15 protein-coding genes are annotated in these 24,869 nt (G+C 39.0%); 1 reads left to right on the top strand and 14 read right to left on the bottom strand.

Annotated features, from left to right (window positions below):
* Positions 1-413 precede the first annotated feature (413 nt).
* The 11 genes from DW019_RS05925 to recJ all read right to left on the bottom strand — a co-directional run bounded on the left by DW019_RS05925 (position 414) and on the right by recJ (position 15,811).
* The gene (locus DW019_RS05925; protein WP_117478654.1) at positions 414-1,688 is read right to left on the bottom strand and encodes an adenylosuccinate synthase; all 1,275 of its coding nucleotides are present in this window, start codon (positions 1,686-1,688) and stop codon (positions 414-416) included.
* Positions 1,689-2,042: 354 nt separating this feature from the next.
* On the bottom strand, positions 2,043-2,282 hold the full coding sequence (locus tag DW019_RS05920; RefSeq protein ID WP_118442805.1) for a hypothetical protein: 240 nt from the start codon (positions 2,280-2,282) through the stop codon (positions 2,043-2,045).
* 115 nt (positions 2,283-2,397) lie between these two features.
* Positions 2,398-4,617 (bottom strand): helicase-related protein, encoded by a 2,220-nt coding sequence (locus DW019_RS05915; protein WP_118442804.1) that lies wholly within the window; start codon positions 4,615-4,617, stop codon positions 2,398-2,400.
* A gap of 15 nt (positions 4,618-4,632) precedes the next feature.
* Positions 4,633-5,568, bottom strand: coding sequence for a DUF1837 domain-containing protein (locus DW019_RS05910; RefSeq protein WP_118442803.1), 936 nt, complete (start codon positions 5,566-5,568; stop codon positions 4,633-4,635).
* Positions 5,568-8,048 (bottom strand): DUF2357 domain-containing protein, encoded by a 2,481-nt coding sequence (locus DW019_RS05905; protein WP_118442802.1) that lies wholly within the window; start codon positions 8,046-8,048, stop codon positions 5,568-5,570. The genes DW019_RS05910 and DW019_RS05905 overlap by 1 nt, the downstream gene beginning before the upstream one ends.
* Positions 8,049-8,060: 12 nt before the next feature.
* A complete protein-coding gene (locus tag DW019_RS05900; protein ID WP_118442801.1) occupies positions 8,061-10,178 on the bottom strand; it encodes an AAA family ATPase in 2,118 nt (705 codons plus the stop codon).
* Positions 10,179-10,182: 4 nt separating this feature from the next.
* The gene (locus tag DW019_RS05895; protein ID WP_118442800.1) at positions 10,183-11,388 is read right to left on the bottom strand and encodes a DNA cytosine methyltransferase; all 1,206 of its coding nucleotides are present in this window, start codon (positions 11,386-11,388) and stop codon (positions 10,183-10,185) included.
* 52 nt (positions 11,389-11,440) lie between these two features.
* Positions 11,441-11,518, bottom strand: a complete 78-nt coding sequence (locus DW019_RS15720) for a helix-turn-helix transcriptional regulator (RefSeq protein WP_347474406.1) — start codon at positions 11,516-11,518, stop codon at positions 11,441-11,443.
* A 216-nt stretch (positions 11,519-11,734) separates the two neighbouring features.
* The gene (locus DW019_RS05885) at positions 11,735-12,949 is read right to left on the bottom strand and encodes an ATP-binding protein (protein ID WP_118442799.1); all 1,215 of its coding nucleotides are present in this window, start codon (positions 12,947-12,949) and stop codon (positions 11,735-11,737) included.
* 139 nt (positions 12,950-13,088) lie between these two features.
* A complete protein-coding gene (locus DW019_RS05880) occupies positions 13,089-14,042 on the bottom strand; it encodes a glycosyltransferase family 2 protein (protein WP_118442798.1) in 954 nt (317 codons plus the stop codon).
* A gap of 11 nt (positions 14,043-14,053) precedes the next feature.
* A complete protein-coding gene (gene recJ, locus DW019_RS05875) occupies positions 14,054-15,811 on the bottom strand; it encodes a single-stranded-DNA-specific exonuclease RecJ (RefSeq protein WP_118442797.1) in 1,758 nt (585 codons plus the stop codon).
* Between the two features lie 380 nt (positions 15,812-16,191).
* Between recJ and prmA the strand changes: the two genes are divergently transcribed.
* Complete coding sequence (gene prmA / locus DW019_RS05870) at positions 16,192-17,145, top strand: 50S ribosomal protein L11 methyltransferase (protein ID WP_118442796.1); 954 nt, start codon at positions 16,192-16,194, stop codon at positions 17,143-17,145.
* Between the two features lie 71 nt (positions 17,146-17,216).
* Here the strand turns inward: prmA and DW019_RS05865 are convergent, their stop codons facing one another.
* The 3 genes from DW019_RS05865 to DW019_RS05855 form a co-directional block, all read right to left on the bottom strand.
* A complete protein-coding gene (locus DW019_RS05865) occupies positions 17,217-19,622 on the bottom strand; it encodes an endo-1,4-beta-xylanase (RefSeq protein ID WP_117478659.1) in 2,406 nt (801 codons plus the stop codon).
* A gap of 193 nt (positions 19,623-19,815) precedes the next feature.
* The gene (locus DW019_RS05860) at positions 19,816-22,179 is read right to left on the bottom strand and encodes an endo-1,4-beta-xylanase (RefSeq protein WP_118442795.1); all 2,364 of its coding nucleotides are present in this window, start codon (positions 22,177-22,179) and stop codon (positions 19,816-19,818) included.
* 169 nt (positions 22,180-22,348) lie between these two features.
* Positions 22,349-24,823, bottom strand: a complete 2,475-nt coding sequence (locus tag DW019_RS05855; RefSeq protein WP_118442794.1) for an Ig-like domain-containing protein — start codon at positions 24,821-24,823, stop codon at positions 22,349-22,351.
* Positions 24,824-24,869 lie beyond the last annotated feature (46 nt).

Genomic DNA, 24,869 nt, shown 5'->3' with positions numbered 1-24,869 from the left:
TCGTGTGCCGCTCCCACTTAACAAATACGAAAATATCGATAGACAAAAGACGTCTATCTGATATTTTCGTATTTGTAGCACACTCACCACATAGGAATAAAAACGTAATGTTTGAGCCAAAAAAGTCAAGCACCCGTGATACAATCTTTTTCTTTTCCTCCCAGATGCAAAAAATCCAAGTAACCACCGTTTCATGCATTTGCTTCTAATCTTTTAGTTTTCCCGTAAATCAGAAGAAACCCTTTGTGACTCGTGGGTTTTGAGTACGTCGGTATGTGGCACTGGTGTTTTCAGTGCCCATACCGCTACGTACTCAACTAGCGAAAGCGGCGCAAGAGGTTCGGGGAACCTCTGACCTGCGCGGACCGGAGTGGAACGTAGAACCACGAGACGCAAAGAGTTTCTTCTAACTTTTATCGATGAATAATCTCATGTCTTCCCGGTCCATTGGAAACCAATTTAACCGGAACACCTAATTCTTTTTCAATAAACTCGATGTACTTACGGCAGTTTTCCGGAAGTTTATCGTATTCCGTAATGCCGCGGATATCTGTCTTCCAGCCCGGAAGCACTTCATATACCGGTTTTGCCTTTTTCAAAGAAGCTGTTGTTGGGAAATCTTTTGTTACTTTACCATCGATTTCATAGCCAACACATACCGGAAGTTCATCCAGATAACCAAGTACGTCAAGCACAGTAAGTGCAACCTCTGTCGCACCCTGAATCCGGCATCCGTAACGGCTTGCTACCGCATCAAACCATCCCATACGTCTTGGGCGGCCTGTCGTAGCACCGTACTCACCGCCGTCACCACCGCGGCGTCTTAATTCATCTGCCTCTTCCCCAAAAATTTCACTGACAAATTCACCGGCTCCAACAGCACTTGAATATGCCTTAACAACCGTAACAATTCTCTTAATCTCATATGGTGGAAGTCCTGCTCCCACTGCACCATAGCCTGCGAGTGTAGAAGAAGATGTAACCATCGGATAAATACCATGGTCAGGGTCTTTCAAGGAACCAAGCTGTCCTTCTAACAAAATTCTCTTGCCCTGCTCTCTTGCCTCAAAAAGGAAGGCAGACACATCACATACATATGGCTCAACCATCTTGCGGTACTCGCGCAGTGTATCCATCAATTCGTCAACATTCAATGTCGGTTTGTGATACAAATGCTCTAAAATAACATTTTTCTGAACACAAATGCGCTCTAACTTCTCACGTAGAAGTTCTTCATCAAAAAGTTCGGAAACCTGAATTCCGACTTTTGCATATTTATCAGAATAGAATGGCGCAATACCGGATTTTGTCGAACCAAATGATTTTCCAGCCAGACGCTCTTCCTCATACTGGTCAAACAAAATATGATATGGCATCACAATCTGGGCGCGGTCCGAAACTTTAATCTTCGGCATCGGTACACCACGATCAACAATTCCCTGAATTTCCTTAAATAAATCCGGAATATTCAGCGCAACACCATTTCCGATAACACTTGTCGTATGGTTATAAAAAACGCCGGACGGCAGAATATGAAGGGCAAATTTACCATAATCATTTACAATAGTATGACCTGCATTACTGCCTCCTTGAAAGCGTACGATAATATCGGACTCTTCACCGAGCATATCCGTAATCTTTCCTTTTCCTTCGTCTCCCCAGTTTGCTCCTACAACGGCTGTTACCATAGCCATTCCTCCTTAATGTCCCGCCTTCGCGGCACCGATTATTTGCATCAAAAAGCACATGCGTTAATATTATACATGAAAACACGCCGCACTTCAACTTCTTTCGCAAAATTGTTTGTGTCAAGTGTTCGTTGGCACTTTTTTGTTTTCCGTAATTCCGTAGAAAAATTTTGCGTCTCGTGGGCGTTCCCACTAATTGAGTGCGTAGCGGTATGGGCACTGAAACCACCAGTGCCTCATACCGACGTACTCAAAACCCACTCGTCACAAAGTTTTTCTACGGAATTACTGGAATACAAAGGAACCGGCAGCGAACATTTGTCACAGACCAATCCTTCCAAACTCAGTTTTTCTTTATCTTATAAACGCATTCCGAAATACCTTTCTGGATGCGGTTGCTGCATCCATTAACGGTACATGACCTCTCATTAATTCTACATATCGATTTCCTTTCCCTTCTTTTTCGATGTTTTTGCGGCACTTAATGTTTCCATGATTTTCATTCATGCACGCGTCAAAAAATAGTCCATCTGTATATCTCACAATAGTATGGCAAAGTGCTTTATTCTCCTTGCAGCACAATATCTTTGCCATGTTACTGTCTCCCTTGACTGAGCAACTCATCCGACAACACTTCAGCCGCATTATATTTTTTTGTCTATCAATACCTCTCATTTTTCGCGAAAGAGCCAGCTCAGCTCCATTCCTGCTACAATTCTTCTGCCAATCTTTCTATTTCATATAGTGAAAGAATGCTATACACCTCTGCTCTATTTTTCTTTATGTACTCTATAACATCGTCTTCAGACATATCACGCGGAATAATCTCTGCCATCTTTATTATTGTAGTATTAGGTATCCCATACTCTGTTAAAATAGACAATCCCTCAGGCACAAAATCATTTTCTAACTGCTGAACAAAATAACTGTATGAACCTGGCTTTATCCCATGCTTCTCGCATACATATCTTTGAAGACTATCTACAACCCTAAATGCCTTAGGTACCTTAAACTGAAACCACTGCCTATGCACATGAAACGCTGTTTCAATCGCATTGTCATTTATTGCCATTAGCTGCTCTTCTGTTGGTGCTTTCTTCCTTTGCTGAAGCATATGCTTTTTTTTATTATTAACCAACGCCATTATTGTTTTTTTATTACGATAAGTATTTAACAGCATTACTAAATGTCTTACTGACATAACACCATGTTTGTCAAATTCAAAAATATTATGTTCAGCCAAGCTTAAAACATACACCATTGCATCAAAACTAGGCATTTGAGACCACGTAATTAGTTCGCGCTTATTATCAATATCTTTTTCTAAAGCATAATAAATTGCCATTTGACCATTGATATTCGTTCCATTTATCTTCAATATCTTTTTCAAATCGTCTGGATAACTGTTTAATACCTCATAACGATCCTTCACCTGTACCTTAACGTCTTTTTTTTCAATATTTATCAATATCTCATCTGTCAAAACATCCTTATCCTGTTCAACAAATGGAAAATCAACTATAAACTCCTTCTTTTCAGGTTGCCGAACAAATGAATATACATTACCTATGTAGTGTTCCATCATCCTTCCAGAGCGTCCACAGATGTTACTATAGTCGAAATAATCAATATCATTAGGTCCTTTTTTCCCATCATAAATAACCACATTTTTTGCACTAGTATTTACGCCTTCTATTATCGTAGATGTGCAGAAAATATAATGTAGCCTCTTATTATTGAAATAGTTAATAATTGAGTTACTAATATGCTTCTGTAAAGAACCGTCATGTATTGCAATACCGTATACCAAAGCTTCTTTAAGACTCCAATCCGAAGATACATTGTTTTCAATCCATTCACATAACGGAAGCTTTTCTTCAACCGAATCACAAGGAATCGCATCCATGCTTTTAACATGTAATAAGTATTCTCTTGATAGTTTCCTTGCTCTCGAAGGGGATGCACAATAGATTATAGTCTGTTCGTCTTGTAAAGAATCTAAAAGCACAAATAAATCAGGTAGTTTTTCACTATCTAGTTTTTTCTGTGATAATGAATCATCATAAATATTTGAAAAATCTATTTTCTTATTGGCAACCATCGAAAAATCGGTCTTGTAGAATTCAGCATTATAGCGTTCCTCGAATCCTGGTGTGATTCCACCAATATTAGGTCCCAATAAGTAAAACTGCGGTCTACCCATATTAAATACTTTCAAAAATGCATTATTTAAAACATCTGCTCTATCATCAGCTCGGCGCAAGCTTAATTTATAAAATTCATCTATAATTAAGAAATCAATTTCTGGTAATTCGCCATACTCCATAACCCTTTCTGCGGTCAATAAAAACAGATTTCCTTTATCAGTATCTGAAACCGTCTGTGCTGTTCGAACTATTATTTTATAAAAATCACTATACTTTTTTAATTTTATTCTTGTCTCATCTAATAAAGCTAATGTAGGTTGTATAATAACAATATTTTTATACTTTCTAGATGCTACAATCTCTTCAATCAGTAAGCTCTTTCCAAAGCTTGTAGGTGCACTTACAACCAGATTTTTCCCTGAAAAGAGTCTTTTAGAAATAACCTTTTGTTCCACATGAAGAGATTTATCCAAATAATCTGATTCGAACGATGCAATTCTCGTCTTATAAGCTAGAGACTCATTTGACAAATCAGATTCTTTACTCATATTATTGATATATGGATAAAAACCCGCTGATTCTATAAGATCATTCCATATAGGCTTCGTCTCAGAAGGTAAATCTTCATATCGATTTAAAACCCATATTATTACTTCTCTCCCAAATTTCACTTCCCCTAGTTCACTTGATTCAAGTAGTTGCGAACATTTCATTGCCATATTAAAACTTTGGTCATACGAAATCACACCTGATATGTTTTCCAACTCATTAATAATATTCATATATATCCCCCAATTCTACAGATTTTGCATATGCCATAATCTCTTATGTAATTCCGTAACAAACTCCATCTTGTCCTTAATCGGAAACATAAAAAGAATTACATTGAGATTACTTTTTAATGGATGATGATTATTATCCTCAAAAAACTTTTTTAATTTCCTTATGCTCTTTTCATGGTAAGTAAACGCCTGAGAATCTGCAGTATCAGCAAATTTACGATAAATATCATCTGGGTATACGCATAGCATTGGAATATTAATCATTTTTATTTGTTCTGATAATTTATTACACTTTGAAAGCTTGCCAACCCACTCATCTCTTTGAGGGATGGAATGGTTTTCAAGATTCTTTTTAATGATTGAAAACTGTTCATTTATATAATCCTTCTTAAAATGCTCATCTAAATCTTGTAAAAGCGCTTTTAAACCATCTTTTACATCTCCATATAATTTGCTCTCCCCAAGCCAAAGTATTTGTTTATCCGGTGTAATATGTACCGCATCATATCCATGTGCCGGTACTCCAGGTGAATCTTTAAAATAGACTTTTGATATCAGCGGGATTGTCCCTTTATATTCCCGAAGCAAAAGATGCAACAACAATTCACCAAATTCACCTCTGTTTTTATACCCACCCTTTTGCAATTCAATTAAAGCATCTTGATCATTATCAATACAGTAACGTCTCATAAGATCATATTCTTTTACTTTATATAATGCTTTTGCTGATTCTCTCACTGCATCAATTATATCGGTCTGTAAAATGCTTCCTCCCATATGATTTGCAAATACATATTCCGGAACAACATTTATTACAGCTTCTGCTAATTCTTTGATTCTCCATTCATAATCCCCTGTATCATTAATATCTGAATCAACAAGAAAAGAAGCCAAATCAGAATCATCAACTCTGATAAGTATTACATTCTTTTTATCAAATATTTTTTCCATTATAGTCCCCCTCTAGTCGCTTCTTTCGCTGTCAAATTCATTTCTAACCAATCCTCATTTACAACCTTCGGTGAATGCGGACTGAATGTATCATTTCCATCCATGCCATTTAAATCACTATTCTTACAGCTAATCTTTGGCTCATTGCAATTTACTATCTCAACCTTAAGAACGTAGTAAAAATCTGCCGTTCTTTCTTTACCATCATTAGAGCCACTCTCTGTCAACAATTCATCCAACTGCTTTTTAGAAACCAATTCTCTTGATTTTATGATCCCTTTAAGCGGCTCTATTTCATATGTGCCCGTAGCGTTAATATCATTCTGATAAAAGCGAATATACTTTGCTTTTCCTATGGCGACATGATGTGAATACACAGATTCACCTTTGATTGCATAGTAATAAAAAACAAGAGTCTTTCCTTCAGATAAAAGGCCAGCTTTCCCCAACACTTCATAATAATCAGGTTTTAAATAGCCGATTACACACAGGTCACTATGAATATTCTTGTTGTCCTTATCCTTTCCGGAAGTTCTTTTATCCAGCATACTTATCGCCGGTTCCCCAAGAACAATATTACTATATGATAACATACGATTAAGTCTGCTGTACTTCCTACTACGAGCTTCAATAATCTCAGAAATAAAATCCTTCAATGCATTTTCACTATCCTCTTGAATGCTTGGTTTGATTGCAAAAGCACCTACTCCTGGAAGCACTTCTTCGAATAGTCTATAATTCTCTGTTTTTGAATCATAATCACCTGGATACAAAACATAACTTCCTACCGTTCTTCTAATTGCATCATTGTATGTATGCATTTTAAGAAGATCTCCACGCTTGTATGTATTTGTTACGCTGTCCTGCTTATCATTTTCAACTTCTTCTTTTATCTGCTCCTCTGTCATTTCATTTTCATCCGGTCCAATAAATGTTCTGAGATCGGTTATTCGATACTTCGCATCAAAATGAATGTAGCTTACTGCACCTTCTCTGACAGCATCTTCGGGTTTGAGATAATCTGACGGATAAATCTCCAGCGTGTAATCCGGTCTAAACGGTCTTGAATATGAACCTGCATACTTTGTATTTGAAAACTCTTCTCTTGAGAAAGTCCTGTTGTAATACAGATTTACCCTAGTACCCAAATCAGGAAGAAGAAATGCCTGACAAGAAGTCTGACCTTCCCTTAATGACATAGTCAGTCCATTATCAATATTAATGAACGGCTTCTCTGCAGCCTGTATGCATTGGCTATTATCAATTGAACTGATAATTTTTCTAAGTTCAAAAAACAGCCAGTACTCATATAGCAGTGCCGTATTTTTAGATTCGCCACTATAAACTTCCTGCTCACCCTCCCAATTCAACTGAAGAGCAAGATCAACCATAGCTGCTGCGTAAAATACTTGCCTATATCCTTCTCTCTTTTCAAGCACCTGATTATTTTGAGGCATTATCGTAAGCTCTCTTACGTCATCAAAGAAATGGTCTCGTAAAATATCATCAGTGATTCTTTGAATTTCAAGAGCCTCGCGATAGCACTCTGTATACATGTTCTGTTCTACACTTTTACCTTTTGCAGCATCAAGACTAAAACAAAGTTCTCTACATATCAGGTTAAATTTCTTTAGAGCAAACTTCACAAAACGGTTTGCTACAGTATCAAGGCTATCATACTTTCTTGTTACTGAAACTTCCTGCGGCATAGGCTTTCCATTTACTATCTGCCAACCTCTACTATACGAAAAGGGATTAGAATAAAAGCTTGCGCTTGGTGTCCCCTGCCCAGTTGGTTTCAAAACTTCATCATTCACAAGCATTCTATCAGGGTTACGTTTTATATGACCAAATAGAGCCTGTAAATTATGTAAGTAACAAAACTCTCTCAAAAACATAAACTGTTCAAAAAGAGTCTCGGCACTATTTGTATCAGATGTACCAAATCTGTTCACAGTAACACCTGAATATTCCAACAAAATCTCAGCACACTCTTCAGCAAGCTTTTTAGTTAGTTCAATATAGTCCTCTTCATAATTCATTTTCCGAGGTACTATTTCAAAATCTGCCACAGTTTCATCTGTAGAATTCTTTAAATGTGTTCTTCCAAGGTAATTTATAAATCTAAAAGATAATGCATCTCTATCTCTTGTTACCTTGAGAAATTTATTGTTCTTCTCATTTGGGAAAACAAGATTTTTGCAAATCTGATCTGAACCATCTTGCTTGGCATCCTTTAATCTACAAGTATAAGTGGCCGTTTCGCGAAGTCTTAATATTTTTTGCCCATCCACTGAAGTTGCAATATCAATCTTGCATAACGCAGCTTTAGATGCAGGTTCTTTTTCTCCATAGGCAGTCATATCTATGTCTTTCTCTAAAGTAGCCGCATCAAAGTTAATGGCATCCCATTCACCCTGCGGATAAATCACGAACTCTATTCCATTTTTATCTTTAAATGAAACTGCTGCTATACCCATAAAAACACCTTCTTACATAAAGCTTGCGTACTGATACTTATCAAGTCTTTTCTTCATCTGCTCTATCTTCTTCAATGACAAAGTCATTTCTTCTGAATCTCCCTCGATTCCTCTTTGACACTTTTCTTCAAGAGTATTCAATAACTCTCCTATCTGTTTTCTATCACCATATATCTTAGGCAGAATCTTCTGAACGATCTGTTCATCCATTGTTCTTGTAAGATTAAATTCTTCTTTCTGCAACTCACATGCTGCTGCAAAATACTGACGGATTTCCTTGACGGTACGATATGCAAATTCGAATCCGCTTTCCTGAAGCTCCTCGTAAATACTGTCAAGAAATTCCAAAACATGTTTAAGCTTTAATTGTCCAACATTGCAAACTCCATTTCTTATCATAGCCGCAAGATTTATAAAGCCCTCAGCTACTCCATTTCCTGCACGAGAAACATCATTCACATCAATAGAACCTGTTATCAAGCTCAATACAGCTTCCTTTTCAGGCTTAAATTCAACAACATTAGAACGGTCTAATACTTTCGGGCTAAACATATATGTTGTTTCATCAATATTAACTGTTCCTGTTACAAACAGATTTTTAGGAAGTCGTATTTTCTCAGGAATAGATGTCTCTTCCTCATCTTTTACTTTTTCGCTAGATACCTTATAAAGTGGTATCTCTTCATCTGACTCCATTGCACTCAAAAAGTCCGAAAAATATCTTTCTACATGCGACAAATTCATCTCATCAAGTACAAGAAAATATGGCACTGTCGGATTCTTAATAGCCTGAAGTATAAAATCCAGTATTGGAGTTGAGACATACTTTGCTTCAAGGGGATTATAAAATCCAAGCATTTTAGTATTATCCGTCCAGTCTGCACCAACCGGAACAATTAACCAATTCCTTTTACCATCGATTGTTCTTTCAAGGTACTGTGAAAATTGTTTTGCAATTCTAGTTTTACCTGTACCACTATTACCGGTTAAAATTACAAATGGTTTTGTCAAAAGTGATGTGATATATCTCTCAGCAAAAACAGAATCAAATGCATCCGGTAAATCTGAAATGAGGAATTCTCTCTTCACCACATGAAGATAATAGATTCCACCCTCTTCCTTTATTTCAAGCACATCAGAATAATAGCGCCCAACAAGTTTTATAAGCGCCTGCAAATAATTATTGCCCTGTGCTCCCTCAGTTATTTCTGTTCCAACCCATTCAGTAGTTAACTTGCATCTATACTCTTTATCATTTACCTTTATAAGATATTCTGTATCAAATACTCTAGTTTTATCACTTGATGATTCTGAATCAAACATTCCAGACGATGGACGTACGAACATATACCGCAACCAATTTCCTTCTGGTAACAGTCCATTTGTATTTCCTGTATTAATCTTCACACTCTGATCCATAACTTCGATTCGTTCAACAATACTCTCGAACTCATCTAACTTATATATGTAATCAACAATTGCTTTCGCGCAATCCTTCACCACTGCTGGCAGCTTAATCACTGAATCCAACACTTCAGTCTGACCAGAAATTTCAATTTCAAGTTCATCATAAAGTGCTGGTCTTTTCGCAAGATAATAAACCAGATTTCCCAAGTATGCAGATGAGGCATTAGGAACATCCATTTTCGCTAAAACACAGGAACCAAAGATATCCTTACATGATCTTATTTTATCTCCGGTATTAACAAGATTTTTACCTGGTCTAAACTCCGGATCTCCGTTAATGAATTTTTTCATGTATTCTCTATCATCATCGGAGTCAAATAAATTAACGTATGCAGATCCGCTATAATCCTGTGCCTTAACACAATTCATCACATCAGTATCTGCCCTCATATGATTATCAAAAAAGTCGCAATACTGATACAAAGCCTGTGCATATTTTTTACACATTACAGCCAGATACAGCCATTGATTCGAAAAGAAAACATAGCTTTTATCAGTTTGAACAACTGATGTTGTTCCCCAAATTTTTCTATATGCTTTCTCCTCCTGTGAAAACATCTCATCCAGCTTCATTCTCAAGCCTTCGCATATTGTAATTTCTGGAATAAGTCCTGCCTTGATACTTTCAGGTTGAAGCGCAGGAGAGTTTAAATCTGCAAACATCTATTTACACCTCCAATATTTGTTTCACTATTTGCTCTGATACCTTTTCAACTACCGGTACCGCAACACTATTTCCAAACTGCTGATATGCTTTAGTATTTGAATCCGGTAATTTAAACTCTTTAGGAAATCCCTGTAAATTGGCAGCTTCTCTTGGTGTTATTTTCCTTGGATTCTTCCCTAGTTGTTCAATCAGAATTTCACTACCATCTTTGTAATACCTTCTCGATATAGTACTTGTGTATTCTGACTCTCCATTGAATAGACAGTACCCAAAGCCATTTCCTTTTTCTTCATGTTCCAACTTTCTTCTTTGATGCCCTGCCCACAATTTATCCGAAATAGTAAATGTATCAGGAACATTCTTTTCAAGAATGGATAAAACTTTCGTTTTTGAGTTTTCTGCCTTTGGATAGAGAAATTCTTTAATATCCAAATCTTTTTTCCAAAGTACTATATAAATTCTAGGACGATTCTGTGGAACCCCATAATCTTTCGCACACAAAACCATCTTTGCACATTCTTCTTTTAGTTTTGATACCGGCCCATTATCAATAAGATTTTGTGGTACATTACATGTATACCCCATTCCTGTAATTGTTCTCAAAATAGTTTGAATAGTTTTGCCTTTATCATTACTGATAAGTCCTCTAACGTTTTCAAGCAACACTGCCTTAGGTTGATGATCACGGAGTATTTCCGCAATGTGATAAAATAATGTTCCTCGCGTATCTTCAATTCCTTTTTTTAACCCAGCATTACTAAACGGCTGACATGGAAATCCAGCACACAAAACATCAAATTTGTCGGGGATTAATGCTTTCGTTTCTGGTATCGTAATATCACCAAATGGTACTTCGCCATAATTTCTAAAATAAGTTTCCTTAGCAGGTTCATCCCACTCACTTGAAAATACACATTGACCGCCAAACTTCTGCATTGCAATTCTAAAACCACCGATTCCTGCAAATAAATCTATAAATGTAAATTTGTTCTTCTCAGGTACTAATTCAATTCTATTTTCTCTGTTAAACAATTCTGCAGAAGGTAAGTCACTAGCATCAATACCATGTTCCTTTAAAATATCCCGATACTTCTTTGCGTCAATTGTATCTCCCAACTGAATTGCATGACTTATTAATGCATACTTTTCATCAAATTTCTTGTCTGTGAATCGAGTAAATGCGTTATTGTAAATTTTCTTCTTCATTTAAGATTTGTATAACCTCTCAATCTTTATTTTGTCGCATTTGGAGACATACTCATTTTTCAAAACCCATAACATCACCAATATCACAATTGAAATAATTGCAAATTTTCTCCAATACACCTAAAGACACTCTTTACCCTTTCCCATTTTTGCAATGGAAATAGAACTCACTTCAATCTTATCTATCAGATCTTTCTTTTGCATTCCATAATCAATTAATAATTTTCCTAGGCCGTTATATGATATTTTCACTAAGTACGCCTTTCTTCTCCTCAGAGAACAACATTAAACCAGTTTTACATCATTATATCACCACTACTCCATATTTGCCACATAAAACTTTATATTAATCCCATTTTTCCATCAATAAAAAATCACGGATATTCTTATGCTTAATTCCATTGCGCCCAAAATCAAATTCATCCATAGAAACCACATATTTCGGATAATTATCTCGTATGGAATCAAAAACACCAAATTCTCTTGTAATCGTTTCCTCTGCCGCTAACAGATACGTCACCTGAACATATAATTTGTCACCGCGTTTGTCTCCCACAAAATCAATTTCCCGGTTTCCGTATTTCCCCACCGTGACCGTATAACCACGACGAAGCATTTCCATATACACAATATTTTCAAGCACAAGGTTAATGTCCCTCATATTTCCACCATAAGCAGCTTCTCTTAATCCGTGGTCCACCAAATAATATTTTTCATTTGATGCAAGAATCTGTTTGCCCTGCAAGTCCTGACGTTTCACCTGATAAAATAAATACGAATCACAACAATATTTGATATAATTTAATATTGTCTCTGCTGCCACTACCCGGTGCTCACTCTTAAAAAATTTAGCAACCGATGACGCTGAAAATGTAGTTCCGATATTCGCCATCACATAGGCAACAATACGCTCCAGCAAATCAATATCACGAATTTTATTACGCCTCACGATATCTTTCAGTTGAACAGAATTAAAAACATCTGTCAGATACTGTCTGGAAGGTTCTTCCTCATAAGAAAGATTCGCCAAATACGGCATTCCTCCCAAAAGCAGATATTTCTGAAATGCCAAAGTCTCTGTTTCATCCGGCATCTTTTGACGGTACAATTCAAGAAACTCCGCAAAAGAAAACGGATAAATGACAAACTCAACATACCGCCCGCCAAGATATGTCGCCAGTTCGCCTGACAGCAATTTGGCATTGGAACCCGTAATATAAATATCACAGTCTAAACTTACCCGAAGGGAATTAATGCACTTTTCCCAGTCGGTGACTTCCTGAATTTCATCAAAAAAAAGATACACTTTGCCCTTTATCTCTGCCGCACGTTCTAAAATTTCACTGTGCAGATTTTGTGCTGTCTGTAAATGCGCATATTGCATATTCTCAAAATTAATGCAAATAAACTGCGACTGCATAACACCTGCTTCCAGTAATTCCTCTTGAACCAATTCAAGCATAACCGATTTTCCGGCACGCCGCACCCCCGTCATAACCTTAATCAGGTCATTTCCTATAAATGGACGAATCCTTTTCATATACAATTCTCGTTTAATCATAACTGAACATCCCTCCATTTTCTCAATTTCTTACTTATAGTATATCCAATTTACAACAAAAAAGCAAGGAACAATTTTGAATTTTATCAGTTATAACTGATAAAATAATAAATCTACCCTTGTTTATTCGATATATCTGCTATTTTTCAATCTCCGCCAGCCGTTTCTCCGGCCAATCCGTCGACGTATGAATATTCAATATGCTCGGCGCCTCATGCATCGCATTGTAATACCACAGTGACGCCTCGGAATCATCGCCTCTCTCGTGGAAATACTCGCCCAGTTCAAAACACATTTCGGCGGAGCCTTCGGTGAGCATATCTTTCAATGCCATTTTCATCATAATGCCCGCGTCCTTCCGGATTCTTGCCGCACGGCAGACCACGCATGCAGCTTCCTTCATCTCATCCGCACTCCGCTCCGGGTCCATGACAGACGCCACAAAAAATTCTTCCGCTTCCAAAAAATCTTCATCATCCCCGGAAATATACAACTCCATCGCATACATGTGATGCAGCCGTTTTGACAGCCGAAGTCCTTTGTGAATGTGTTTCCGGAAAGTAGCAAAATCACGCTTACAGTGGTTGCTCTCCGGATAGTGCCCGATGACAATATCCGAATCAAAAACAACCGGGTCTAAGCGAACCATCTCGTGAATCGGTTCAATCCATGTAAATTCCCGAAGTCTTTTAAAAAGTTTCGGACGATACTCTTCGTCAAAATTATATGCGGTTCCATGAGACAACTGATTGCCATACTTCATCTGCACAATTTCAATTTCCGGCAAAAGCACTTCCTTTAATTCACGAAAGCGTTTTCTGTTTTCCTCGTCAATTACCTCATCCGCATCCGCTGTGTAAATATAGTCTTTTTCTGCCTTAGAAAAAGCAAAATTCCGCGCTGCCGAAAAATCATCCACCCACGTAAAATCATATATTTTATCTGTATAATTTGCCGCAATTTTCTTTGTTGCATCCGTGGAGCCGGTGTCAACAATCACAATTTCATCCACCAAATCCGCCACACTATCTAAACAGCGTGTGAGAATTTTCTCCTCATTTTTCACAATCATACATAAACTAATCTCAATCATATTCTATCCTCCTATCGTGGAATCCGGCACCAACCGGCAATTTGTATCTGTAACTCACGGCGCCCATTATATTCATTCACCGATGGATAATAGGTAAATGCAATGTCTAACAGATTTTCACGCCCCTCGTACATCCGCTTTAACTCAGCTTCGCCCCACTCCGCAATGACAAACTGCTCAAACTCCTCCGTCCGTCGGAAACAGACTGCTCCGATGCGATTACCGGCATCGTTTTGCACCTGTAACTTTAACACCGTTCCCTCTTGACCAAATTTGCGTCCCGACAAAATACGAAAATGCTGTTCCGCAAAAATCGGCTTTGGATTTCCCACGCCAAACGGCTCCATTTTTTCAATTTCACTTAACAAAGTTTCTGTTATGTAGCCAATCGGCATCGGTGCGTCAATTCTTACGACCGGGCGAAAATCCTCTTCTATCAGCACACAATTTTCATTTAACCGCTTTTCTAACTCCGGCAAATCCTTCCTGTGAAGTGTCATGCCTGCCGCCATTTTGTGGCCGCCAAACCGCTCCATTAAATCTTTGCACGCCAACAATTCATGAAACATGTCATACGCCTCAATCGAACGCCCGGAGCCTTTCACAAGACCGTCTTCCGTTTCCGTAAAAACAATCGTTGGGCGGTTGTAACGCTCCTTCACCCGTCCGGCAATAATACCAACAAGACTCTCATGCGTATCCGGCAATAATACTATCAACACCTTTGGAAGCTTATTTTCATTCTCTTTCTCCGCCAGTTTTAAATAGGCTTCTTCCGCACCGTCTTCTGTCATTTGCTTGCGGGATTCATTAATTTCTTTTAATCTTTCAGCTTTCTCTAACGCCTTTTCTTCATCCTCTTCCATCAAAAGAGAAAAGGATTCTGTCACGGTCGCTATACGCCCTGCTGCATTAAAGCACGGTCCCAGGATAAATCCAATATGTCCTGCCGTAATCTCTTTATCGTCCAATCCCTGTACTTTAAGCAATGCGCGAAGCCCTATATTTTTCGTATGCGAAAGTGCTTTCAAACCATATTTTACCAAAATCCGGTTTTCCCCCTGCAGTTCCATTACATCAGCCACCGTTGCAATCCCGGCGTATTCTAGCAATTCATCCTTAGCTTCCGCCGGAACCTGCTGCGCATCATACAGTGCACAAATCAGCTTAAACGCCACACCGGCGCCACACAACCCGCGAAACGGATATGTTTCATCATCCCGCTTTGGGTCTAATATAGCATCCGCATTCGGCATCTGCTCCTGCACCTCATGATGGTCCGTAACAATCACCGTCATGCCAAGTTTCTTTGCATAATCCACTTCCTCATTCGCCGCAATTCCATTGTCGCAGGTAACAAGAAAATCCCGTCCGCCTGCGAGCGCCTCATCTACAATACGACGATTCAGTCCGTACCCTTCTTTTACACGGTCCGGCGTAAAAATTTCAGAATCCAGTCCAATCCTTTGAAATCCCTTCCACAAAATATAAGCGGAAAAAATTCCGTCACAGTCAAAATCCGAGGCAATTGCCACCTTGCGCCCCTGCTCTTTCGCCTTTACAATCTCTCGGACCGCCTCATCCATCCCTTTCATCAAAAAAGGATCATGCAAATCATCAAGCGTACCATATAAAAACTCCCGCATCCCCTGCTCACTTTCGACACCGCGGTTCATAAGACACCGCACCGCCAGCGGCGAAACCTTTAACTTCGCCGACAAGCCATTAAAATCTCCCTTTTTTGTTTCCACAATCCATTTTTCGCGCACAACTGTTTCCTCACTTTGCTAATTTGCTTTCGTATATGTCAAGTATAGTTGATTCGCAGTGGATTTTCCAGTAGATTTTAAGGTTAGTTTGTGTCAAGTGTTGTTGGCACTTTTTTTGTATTCCAGTAATTCCGCAAATAAACTTTGTGACGAGTGGGTTTTGAGTACGTCGGTATGAGGCACTGGTGGTTTCAGTGCCCATACCGCTACGCACTCAATTAGTGGGAACGCCCACGAGACGCAAAGCTTTTCTACGGAATTACAGAAATACAAAAAAGTACCAACGACACACTTGACACAAACGATTTTAAGGATAAATTTGACTTTCCACCTGCTTCTCTTTATAATATCCAGTATACGACAAGAAAGGGGTACCCTCTATGAAATGGATACGTTTTACACTTGATACACATACAGATGCCGTGGACATGCTCAGCTATATGCTTGACGAAATCGGCGTGGAAGGAATTGAAATTGAAGACCATCTTCCATTAAGCGAAGAAGATAAGAAAAAAATGTTTGTCGATATTTTGCCGGATCCGGAAGATAACGATGGGACTGCAAAAGTTCACTTTTACATGGAACCGGAAAACTGTGACCCGGAAAAAGTCATGATTCAGGTACAGAATATTTTTCAGGAAATCAAACCTTTCTGTGAAATCGGAAAAGGAACCATTTCTCTTTCGGAAACCGAAGACAAAGACTGGATTAATAACTGGAAAACATTTTTCAAACCGTTCCGTGCTGCCGACGATATCGTCATCAAGCCAACCTGGGAAGAATATAAAAAAGAAAAAGATTCGGATATTCTTATCGAAATAGACCCTGGCATTGCTTTTGGCACCGGTTCCCACGAAACAACGAAACTTTGTATTCAGGCACTTGATAAATATGTAAAAACCGAGGACTCCGTCCTTGATGTCGGATGTGGCAGCGGAATTCTCTCAATTGCCGCTTTAAAACTTGGTGCTAAACACGCCACCGCAATTGATATCGATGAAGTTGCCGTAAAAGTTGCCGCCGAAAATATGGCCGTAAACCATATTCCTTCTTCCGACTACACCCTTTATGACGGCGATTTGATTTCCAACGCCTTTTTGAAGGTGAAAGCCGGAACTGGTCACGATATCGTGGTAGCAAATATTCTTGCCGATGTCATTATCCCGCTCACAGGCGTTGTAAAACCTCACCTCAAAAAGGGCGGTCTTTACATTACATCCGGCATTATTGATACAAAAGAAGCCGAAGTGCGTGAAGCGTTACTTGAAAATGGATTTGAAATTCTTGATGTGACCTATATGAAAGAATGGTGCTGCTTTATTGCGACAATCTAATGTAACACAAAAAATACCACCCGCCAAAATTATTTTGACCGGGTGGTATTTTTATTTTAAGAATCTCTTATTTACTTATAAGCATCCTTTGCGTTTGCTACTGCAAAGAAAGCAGATTTTGGTGAATACAAGCCATTGAATAAGCAAGGTACACTGCTTGCACGCCATGAAACACCATCATACAAACTCCAGATAACAAGGGCGCTAATCTTTGTTCCCTTTGCTTTACTCTGCAAAAGAGCACCCATAATCTGGTCATAGTAAGCAGCCTGATCCTGATCTGTTACTACTTTATCTGCTGTCGATGTGTAACCGGCATCAATCTCTGTGATATGAATGTCCATATCCGGCATATTTGAGCGGAAACACTCAAGTGCCTGTGCATACAAATCCGGGCTGTGTGCTGCATTGCCAACCGTCAAGTGACTCTGCATACCAAGACCATCACAAATCTTTCCATCCTCGTTAATAAAGTCAATCAAAAGAACTTCATCTTCCGGACAAAGATAAGTATTAAAGTCATTGTACATCAATTTCACATCGTCGCGGTCATATTTTTTACAAATTTCATCTGCCCACTGGAATGCTTCTTTGACAAACTTCGGACGAAGCGTTACTCCGGTACTTGACATATAACCGGCATTTTTCTCTTTATCCGTAATGCCATAAATCGTATTCCAGAATGTTCCCTTAGGACTTCCGCTATGCATATACTCATTTACTACGTCATAAGCATAAAGAACGCATTTGCTCTTGTCGCCACCGGCAAGTTCCAAATCTTTCTTCAAAATATGCTCCATCACATTCTTTACAAAATACTCAAGACGCAAATCCATGTTTTCTTCAGAAGTATTCTTACTCTTGTTATTTACAACAGAGAATCCTTTCTGGAAGAAATAGGTAGGAGTCTGCGCATGCCACAGTAACGTATGTCCACGAAGCTTCAATCCTTTTGCGTGGCACTCGGTCAAAATCTGGTCGATTTTATCGAACTTCAACTTAGGAACAACGACACCTGTCTTTTTAACAATTGTGTCTTTTCCGTCTACAGTCTCTGTTACGTTATAAGTTGCAGAGTTATCTGCCTGTTTGTCATATCCTTCCGGAATATACAAACCTTGTGCTTTGGCATCTTCAAGTGGCACTGCATCAATTTTGTCAGAATCCATAACGGCATTCGGTTTCATCTCATTACCAGGAGTAATGCCATTGTACTGTTCATTCAAGAACTTAGAAGCTGTATCTCCAAGAAGATCATTTGCCGATGCACCAACCGCTACCACACCAAAAGTATCACTGTAAATATCTTTCAGTTTCGGAATATCCGTTGCCTTGGATGGCTGTGCCGTTTTTACAATCTTCATGTTATCAACATACATATCACCGGTTGTACCATCATCACTCTGTAAATAGAATCCATAGAAGTACATGTCATCCGGCACAGTGATTTCATAGTCGAAATCTTTCCACTGGCCTTTTGTTGTTTTCCAGCGGGTTTCCGTGATACGAGTCGGCATATAAGCATACGACTGATCGCCACCTTCAATCGGAATCACCTGTTCGTTAAAGTTCAATGAAGACACTTCACTGTAGGCAGTAAAGGAAACGCGGTAAGTAGCACCACCTTCTAATTTCTTGGACAGATTAATCATAGCTCCCTGCCAGCTCTTTGAATTTGCTTCACGGTGGCATTTGAGAACTTTCTTGCCAACTGCACTGTTGCCGGTTGGAAGTGTACTCGAATCAACAACCTCCAGATAATCTTTTCCGGTGTTGTTATCATCTGAGAACGCGCGAAGAATCCATCTTTTCAATCCTTCCGGATCCGGAGTATCCTCGTTTACGCAGTCCGTCGACTTTGTACCCGTTTCTACATCCTCAAAATCTTCATCATACACAGTTGCTGTTGCCGGGTCAACCTTTGCTTCCGGCACTGTTGTAGGGAATGTATCCGGGTCTTTTGCTTCCGGTGCCTTTGCCGTTTTGTAACCCTGGTCAAGTGCACGCAGTGTAGGAACTGCTGTCGGAGCAGCCGTCGGTGTAGCCGTAGCTTTTGCTCCCGGTGTATCAGTTACCTTTGCCGGTGCGGTCGGTGTTGCCACCGGTGCTTTTGTTACTGTTACTTTGCCTGCTTTTTTGACTGTAATCTTACAAGTCTTTTTGTAGGTCTTTTTACCTACTTTGATTTTGGCAGTCAAAACTGTCTTTCCTGCCTTTTTACCTTTGATTGTTACGCTGTTTTTCTTTTTCTTAGAAAGCGTGACAACCTTCTTGCTTTTCACAGACCAAGTTGTCTTCTTAATCTGCTTTGTCTTAACACCTTTCACTGTAACTTTCTTTGTTTTACCTGCTTTTACAGAAACCTTTTTTACCAAAGATGGCTTCTTTGCAGCCTCTGCCTTTGGTGCGCTAAGCGCAGGAATAACAAGAGAAAGAGCTACAGCGGAAACAATGAGTTTCTTCATCTGTCTCTTCAATGTCTTGACCTCCTTTTTTATGTTTTTATAAAAAAAAGCACTACCCGATTCGAGTAGCGCTTTTTTATCTGTATAAGTACTCGTATACGTATTTATATTTTATCATTTTAATAATGAAATAGCAATCACTTTATAAGATTTATGGTATATATAAGCAACATTATATGTGTGTATCACCATATCTCTATATTAGCTAATCCCAATACTGCTTTTTCGCATCAATTACAGCATAGAATGCAGCTTTTGGCATATACAAACCATTGAACAGACATGGGAATTTTGCCGGTCTCCATGATACACCATCATACAAACTCCAGATAATCAATGCTGTGATGTTGCCGCCATTTTTCTTGTTAGTCAAAATCGCATTCATAATCTGGTCATAGTATGCTGCCTGATCCTCATCCGTCAATGGCTTGTCCTCTGTGCTAACCATTGTTGCATCAAGTTCAGTAATCTGAATCTCCAAATCCGGGCAGTTCAGACGGAAGTACTCCAATGCCTTTGCATAGTTTGTTGCACTGTGGAACGAGTCCGTAATGTCCAAGTGTGACTGCATACCAATACCATCACATACTTTACCATCACTATTAATGTAATCTACCAGGTGAATGATATTTTCCGGATTCTGATAGCAGTTATAATCGTTATAAATCAGTTTAACATCCAAACGGTCATATTTTACAAGCATTTCGTGTGCATATTTGAAAGCATCCTTTACATAAGAAGGACGAAGTGTCACACCATGGTCTTTCACAGACTTATCATATGTGCCGTAAATCAATCCCCAATAAGTAATATTCTTAGAGTCTTTCTCCGCATTTGCACTGTGCAGATACTCATTTACTACATCATAGGAGTATAAACAATCTGCATACTCACTGCTCAATACATGGTTCATAACTGTCTTAACATAGAACTCAAGACGTGTATCCATGCACTCTTTGGATGTGTTGTACTTCTGTCCTGTCGTAATTTTATAATTCTGCTGGAAGAAATACTTCGGTGTCTGCTGATGCCATACCAATGTATGTCCACGCAGTTTCACGCCATTCTCATGAGCAGCTTTCATAAGCTTATCTACATTATCAAAATTCAGTCTCGGCACGGCATACTCACCCGTAGCTGATTTGAAACGGTTGTCATCATAAGAAGTGTAGTTATCCGGAATAATATATCCCATGGATTTTGCATCCTCTACTGTGATGAAATCGGTCTTATCCGCAGAAACTTCATCGGTTGTTTTCACAAGTTTACCAATCGTAGAACCAAGAATTGCATCCGGTTTCATTTCGTTACCCGGTGTAACGGCATTGTACTGCTGAGAAATAAACTCGGAACCATTCTTACCAAGAATCGAAGCAATTCCTGCTCCAACGCCGACAATCGGGAATACATCTTTGTAAGTATCCTTCAAAGAATCAATTGTTTTGTCCGGATTTGTCTGCAATGTCTTTGTCAAAGTAATGTTGTCAAGGTAAATGTCATCGTTACCATTTCCGTTATAAGACTCAAAATACAGTGCATAATAAAATTTATCATCCGGTACGGAAATCGTAAATGTTACTGTATTCCATTTTCCTTTCGGAATCTTTGTAATTGTTCCGGAAGTCGGACCAAAGTTACCATAACTTGGTGACAGTTCTTCCAGAGTCTGCTCCTGATAAGAACACATCAAATCGGTGTTCTGGCAGAATACATCTGCCTTAAGTTCATAGGTACATCCTTCATCCAGTTTATCGGTGATGTTCATCATCGGCCCCTGCCATGTTTTATCTTCACGGTGAAGGTGAAGTACATGTGTATTATTTCCTTCAACCGGAAGATCACTTCCGTCTACTACATCCAAATAGTCTTTTGATGTTCCGACGCCACCGTCATCAGCCTTTTTATGTCCACGAAGCACAACTCCTTTGATACCATCTCCGGTAATTGCATCTTCTGTTTTTGTTCCGATTGTAACATCTTCAAAATCTACGTTATAACCAACTTTGGTAGCCGGATCAATCGTAGCTTCCGGTTTCGTAGTTGCAAATGAGTCTGCACTCTTCTTTGGTACTTCTGTCATATTTGGTGTTGCCAACGGTCGGAATGTAGCCACTGGTGTTGCCGTAGGTACCGCTGTTGCAGTGTTTGCCGGTGCTGTTGTTGCCGGAGTCTTCGTTGCGCCCTGTGTTGGTTTTGCAGTAATAACTGCAGTTTTCTTTACTACAGTAATTTTCGTCTTTAATTTATAGGTCTTTTTGCCAACTCTAACTTTCGCAGTCAAAGTTGTTTTTCCTGCCTTTTTACCTTTTAATGTAACGCCTGTCTTTTTCTTTGCCGAAAGAGAAACGATTTTCTTTCCTTTCTTTGGCAATGACCAAGTCGTCTTTTTGATTTTCTTTGCTTTTACTTTTTTTACAGTTACTTTTTTCTTTGCTCCTACTGTCACTTTAACGCTTTTCGCACTCAGCTTTGGTTTTGCTGCAGCTTCCGCCTTTGGAGCTGAAACCGCTGGAACCAATAAAGATAAAGCCATAGCAGAAACAATCACTCGTTTCAAACTCTTATTCATGCTTTTCCCTCCAAATATAAATCCTTACATATATTTCCTATAACAATTGTGTTATAAAACACTTTTTTACTACACGTCCAAATTATAATATCTTTACATGAAAAGAAGCGCCGCTCTTACGAGCAGCGCCTCCCATGATTCAATTTTAGTCAGCCTTATCAGCAATTAATTATTTTACAAGAGTAATGCTCTTCAAAACAATGTGCATATTTGCTGGAAGAGACTGTAACTGAAGGTTAAATCCTGCTACCGTTGCAAGTTCAGAAGGATTTGTCTTAGCAATTGTCAATGTACAAGTCTCTCCTGTATATGGACTAGCAAGCCAAGATTTGTTTGCTGTTGTATCATCTTCACCTGCCCAGTCTGTATCAATACCATCTGAAAATCCATCCAATTTAGCTGTTGCGGCATATGCAATTTTACCATATGTTGGAGCACCTTCTGCACCAGCGTAATCTTCTACTTTCTTGCCGTCTGCATCCTGTACTTCCCATGCAATCTGCAATGCAGTAAAGTCTGCAAGGTCAAGGTTGTTATCTGCAAGATATTTAGAGAAGTCTACATATGTCATTGCTTTTCCAGCCATAAACTCAAGACCTGCTGCAGAACTTGTAGCTGCTACACCAGCGCCTTCGCCAGGATTTGTTTTAGCAACAACACCATCACTTGTCAAATCAACATATACGTTGTTGTCTTTGTAAAGAGTAATGCTCTTCAAAACAATATGCATATTAGCTGGAAGAGACTGTAACTGAAGGTTAAATCCTGCTACTGTTGCAAGTTCAGTAGGGTTTGTCTTAGCAATCGTCAATACAGATGTCTGTCCTGTATATGGACTAGCAAGCCAAGATTTGTTTGCTGTTGTATCATCTTCACCTGTCCAATCTGTATCAATACCATCTGAAAATCCATCCAATTTAGCTGTTGCGGCATATGCGATTTTACCATATGTTGGAGCACCTTCTGCACCAGCGTAATCTTCTACTTTCTTGCCGTCTGCATCCTGTACTTCCCACGCAACCTGCAATTCATCGTAGTCAGCCATATCAAGGTTTTTGCTTGCGAGATATGCAGAGAAGTCTACATATGTCATTGCTTTTCCAGCCATGAACTCAATGCCTGCAGCAGATTTTGTAGCTGCTACACCTGCACCTTCGCCAGGATTTGTTTTTGCTACAATATCATCGCTTGTCAAATCAAATTTGTGAGTTTCGATTACAGTAGGCTCTTCCGATGGCTCTTTAACTGTAATTTCGACAGAACCAGTTACGTTGCTTCCATCTGTAGATGTTGCAGTAATTGTTGCTGTACCTTCTGCACCCTTCTTAGCTACTACAGTACCATTGAAGTTTACAGTTGCTACGTCTTCGTTGCTGGATGTCCATTTAACAATCTGACGAGTTGCATCAGCAGGTGTAACTGTAGCTGTTACAGTTGTAGTCTTACCAGGAGCAATCTCTGTCTTAGCAGCTTTTACATCAATACCTGTAACAAGTTTGTCATATTTAACTTTTACGAAGTCAATTCTGTGAATTGTTACTTCAGCACCAGAAGACTGTGGGCAGAATGCGATAGCTGTCAAATTCTCTGGGTTCATTCCTTTACCCATAAGCATAGAAATAGGAATGAAGACTGTACGTGTCTTGTAAGCTGCTTTTACTGTGTTACCGGCAGTGAAAGTAGATTCAGCTTCCCAAATCTCATCATCTGTGTGGATCCATCCGCCTTCATATGTCTCAGAAGAAGAAGAACCTGGGAAACCAGCGGAACGAAGCTGGTCATTTCCGTTATAAGTACGGCAGTTCATCTCGTTCTCTGATGTTACTTTAACACGAACGTAGTCATAAGCAGACATGTCTTTTGTACCATTGTCATAACCCATGAATCCTTCACCACGTGTATCAGAGATATCAATGATGTCATCATCTTTGGTTGCCGGGTTGATGTAGTAAGATACACCGGAGTTATAATCTTTTGTGGATGTGAATGTTACAGAACCGTCTTTGTTGTACAAAGTACCATCTTTAACAGTCTCACCATCAGAACGTTTAGCATCACAAGTAAATGTAGTCTCATTAAGTTCTGTCAATGGAACATTGTATGTAGCAGACTCATCTACTGTGTAAGTGCCGGCTTCTGTTTTGATTACGCTTACAGGAGCTTCTGTAGGTTTTGGTGTAGCAGTTGCTGTGCTTCCACCATTGTTGTTATTGTTGTTTGCCGGAGTTGCTGTAGCTTTTGCTGCATCTGTCTTAGCAGGTACCGGTGTTACATTAACTTTTCTTGCCTTCTTAACAGTAATCTTGCAAGTCTTTTTGTAGGTCTTCTTACCTACTTTGATTTTAGCAGTCAAAGTAACTTTACCAGCTTTTTTACCTTTAACTACTACGCTTTTAGCTTTTTTCTTGCTAAGAGAAACAATTTTTTTGCCCTTCTTATTGAGAGACCATGTTGTCTTCTTAACTTTTTTCTTAGATGTTACTTTAACTGTTTTTTTCTTACCAACAGTTACGGTTACTTTCTTCGTAAGCGTAGGCTTTTTAGCTGCTGCTTCAGAAGAAGTGTTTGGTGCGATTCCTGCAAGACTGAAAGCCATAACTACAGCCATTGATTTTGCAAGAACGGATTTGATACTTTTCTTCAAAACTCTTACCTCCTATTTTATAGTATTGTTTTGGTTTTTATTTGTA

This window comes from Clostridium sp. AF37-5 (genome assembly GCF_003477605.1).
In the GTDB taxonomy this organism is placed as follows: domain Bacteria; phylum Bacillota; class Clostridia; order Lachnospirales; family Lachnospiraceae; genus Eubacterium_F.
The sequence above is the reverse complement of the archived record's forward strand: the minus strand, read 5'-3'. Positions and strand labels throughout refer to the sequence as shown.

What these genes read in the sequence shown, in the direction of transcription:
- DW019_RS05925 (WP_117478654.1), bottom strand. Translation starts at nt 1,688, where the DNA reads ATGGTAACAGCCGTTGTAGGAGCAAACTGGGGAGACGAAGGAAAAGGA.
- DW019_RS05920 (WP_118442805.1), bottom strand. Translation starts at nt 2,282, where the DNA reads ATGGCAAAGATATTGTGCTGCAAGGAGAATAAAGCACTTTGCCATACT.
- DW019_RS05915 (WP_118442804.1), bottom strand. Translation starts at nt 4,617, where the DNA reads ATGAATATTATTAATGAGTTGGAAAACATATCAGGTGTGATTTCGTAT.
- DW019_RS05910 (WP_118442803.1), bottom strand. Translation starts at nt 5,568, where the DNA reads ATGGAAAAAATATTTGATAAAAAGAATGTAATACTTATCAGAGTTGAT.
- DW019_RS05905 (WP_118442802.1), bottom strand. Translation starts at nt 8,048, where the DNA reads ATGGGTATAGCAGCAGTTTCATTTAAAGATAAAAATGGAATAGAGTTC.
- DW019_RS05900 (WP_118442801.1), bottom strand. Translation starts at nt 10,178, where the DNA reads ATGTTTGCAGATTTAAACTCTCCTGCGCTTCAACCTGAAAGTATCAAG.
- DW019_RS05895 (WP_118442800.1), bottom strand. Translation starts at nt 11,388, where the DNA reads ATGAAGAAGAAAATTTACAATAACGCATTTACTCGATTCACAGACAAG.
- DW019_RS05885 (WP_118442799.1), bottom strand. Translation starts at nt 12,949, where the DNA reads ATGATTAAACGAGAATTGTATATGAAAAGGATTCGTCCATTTATAGGA.
- DW019_RS05880 (WP_118442798.1), bottom strand. Translation starts at nt 14,042, where the DNA reads ATGATTGAGATTAGTTTATGTATGATTGTGAAAAATGAGGAGAAAATT.
- prmA (WP_118442796.1), top strand. Translation starts at nt 16,192, where the DNA reads ATGAAATGGATACGTTTTACACTTGATACACATACAGATGCCGTGGAC.
- DW019_RS05860 (WP_118442795.1), bottom strand. Translation starts at nt 22,179, where the DNA reads ATGAATAAGAGTTTGAAACGAGTGATTGTTTCTGCTATGGCTTTATCT.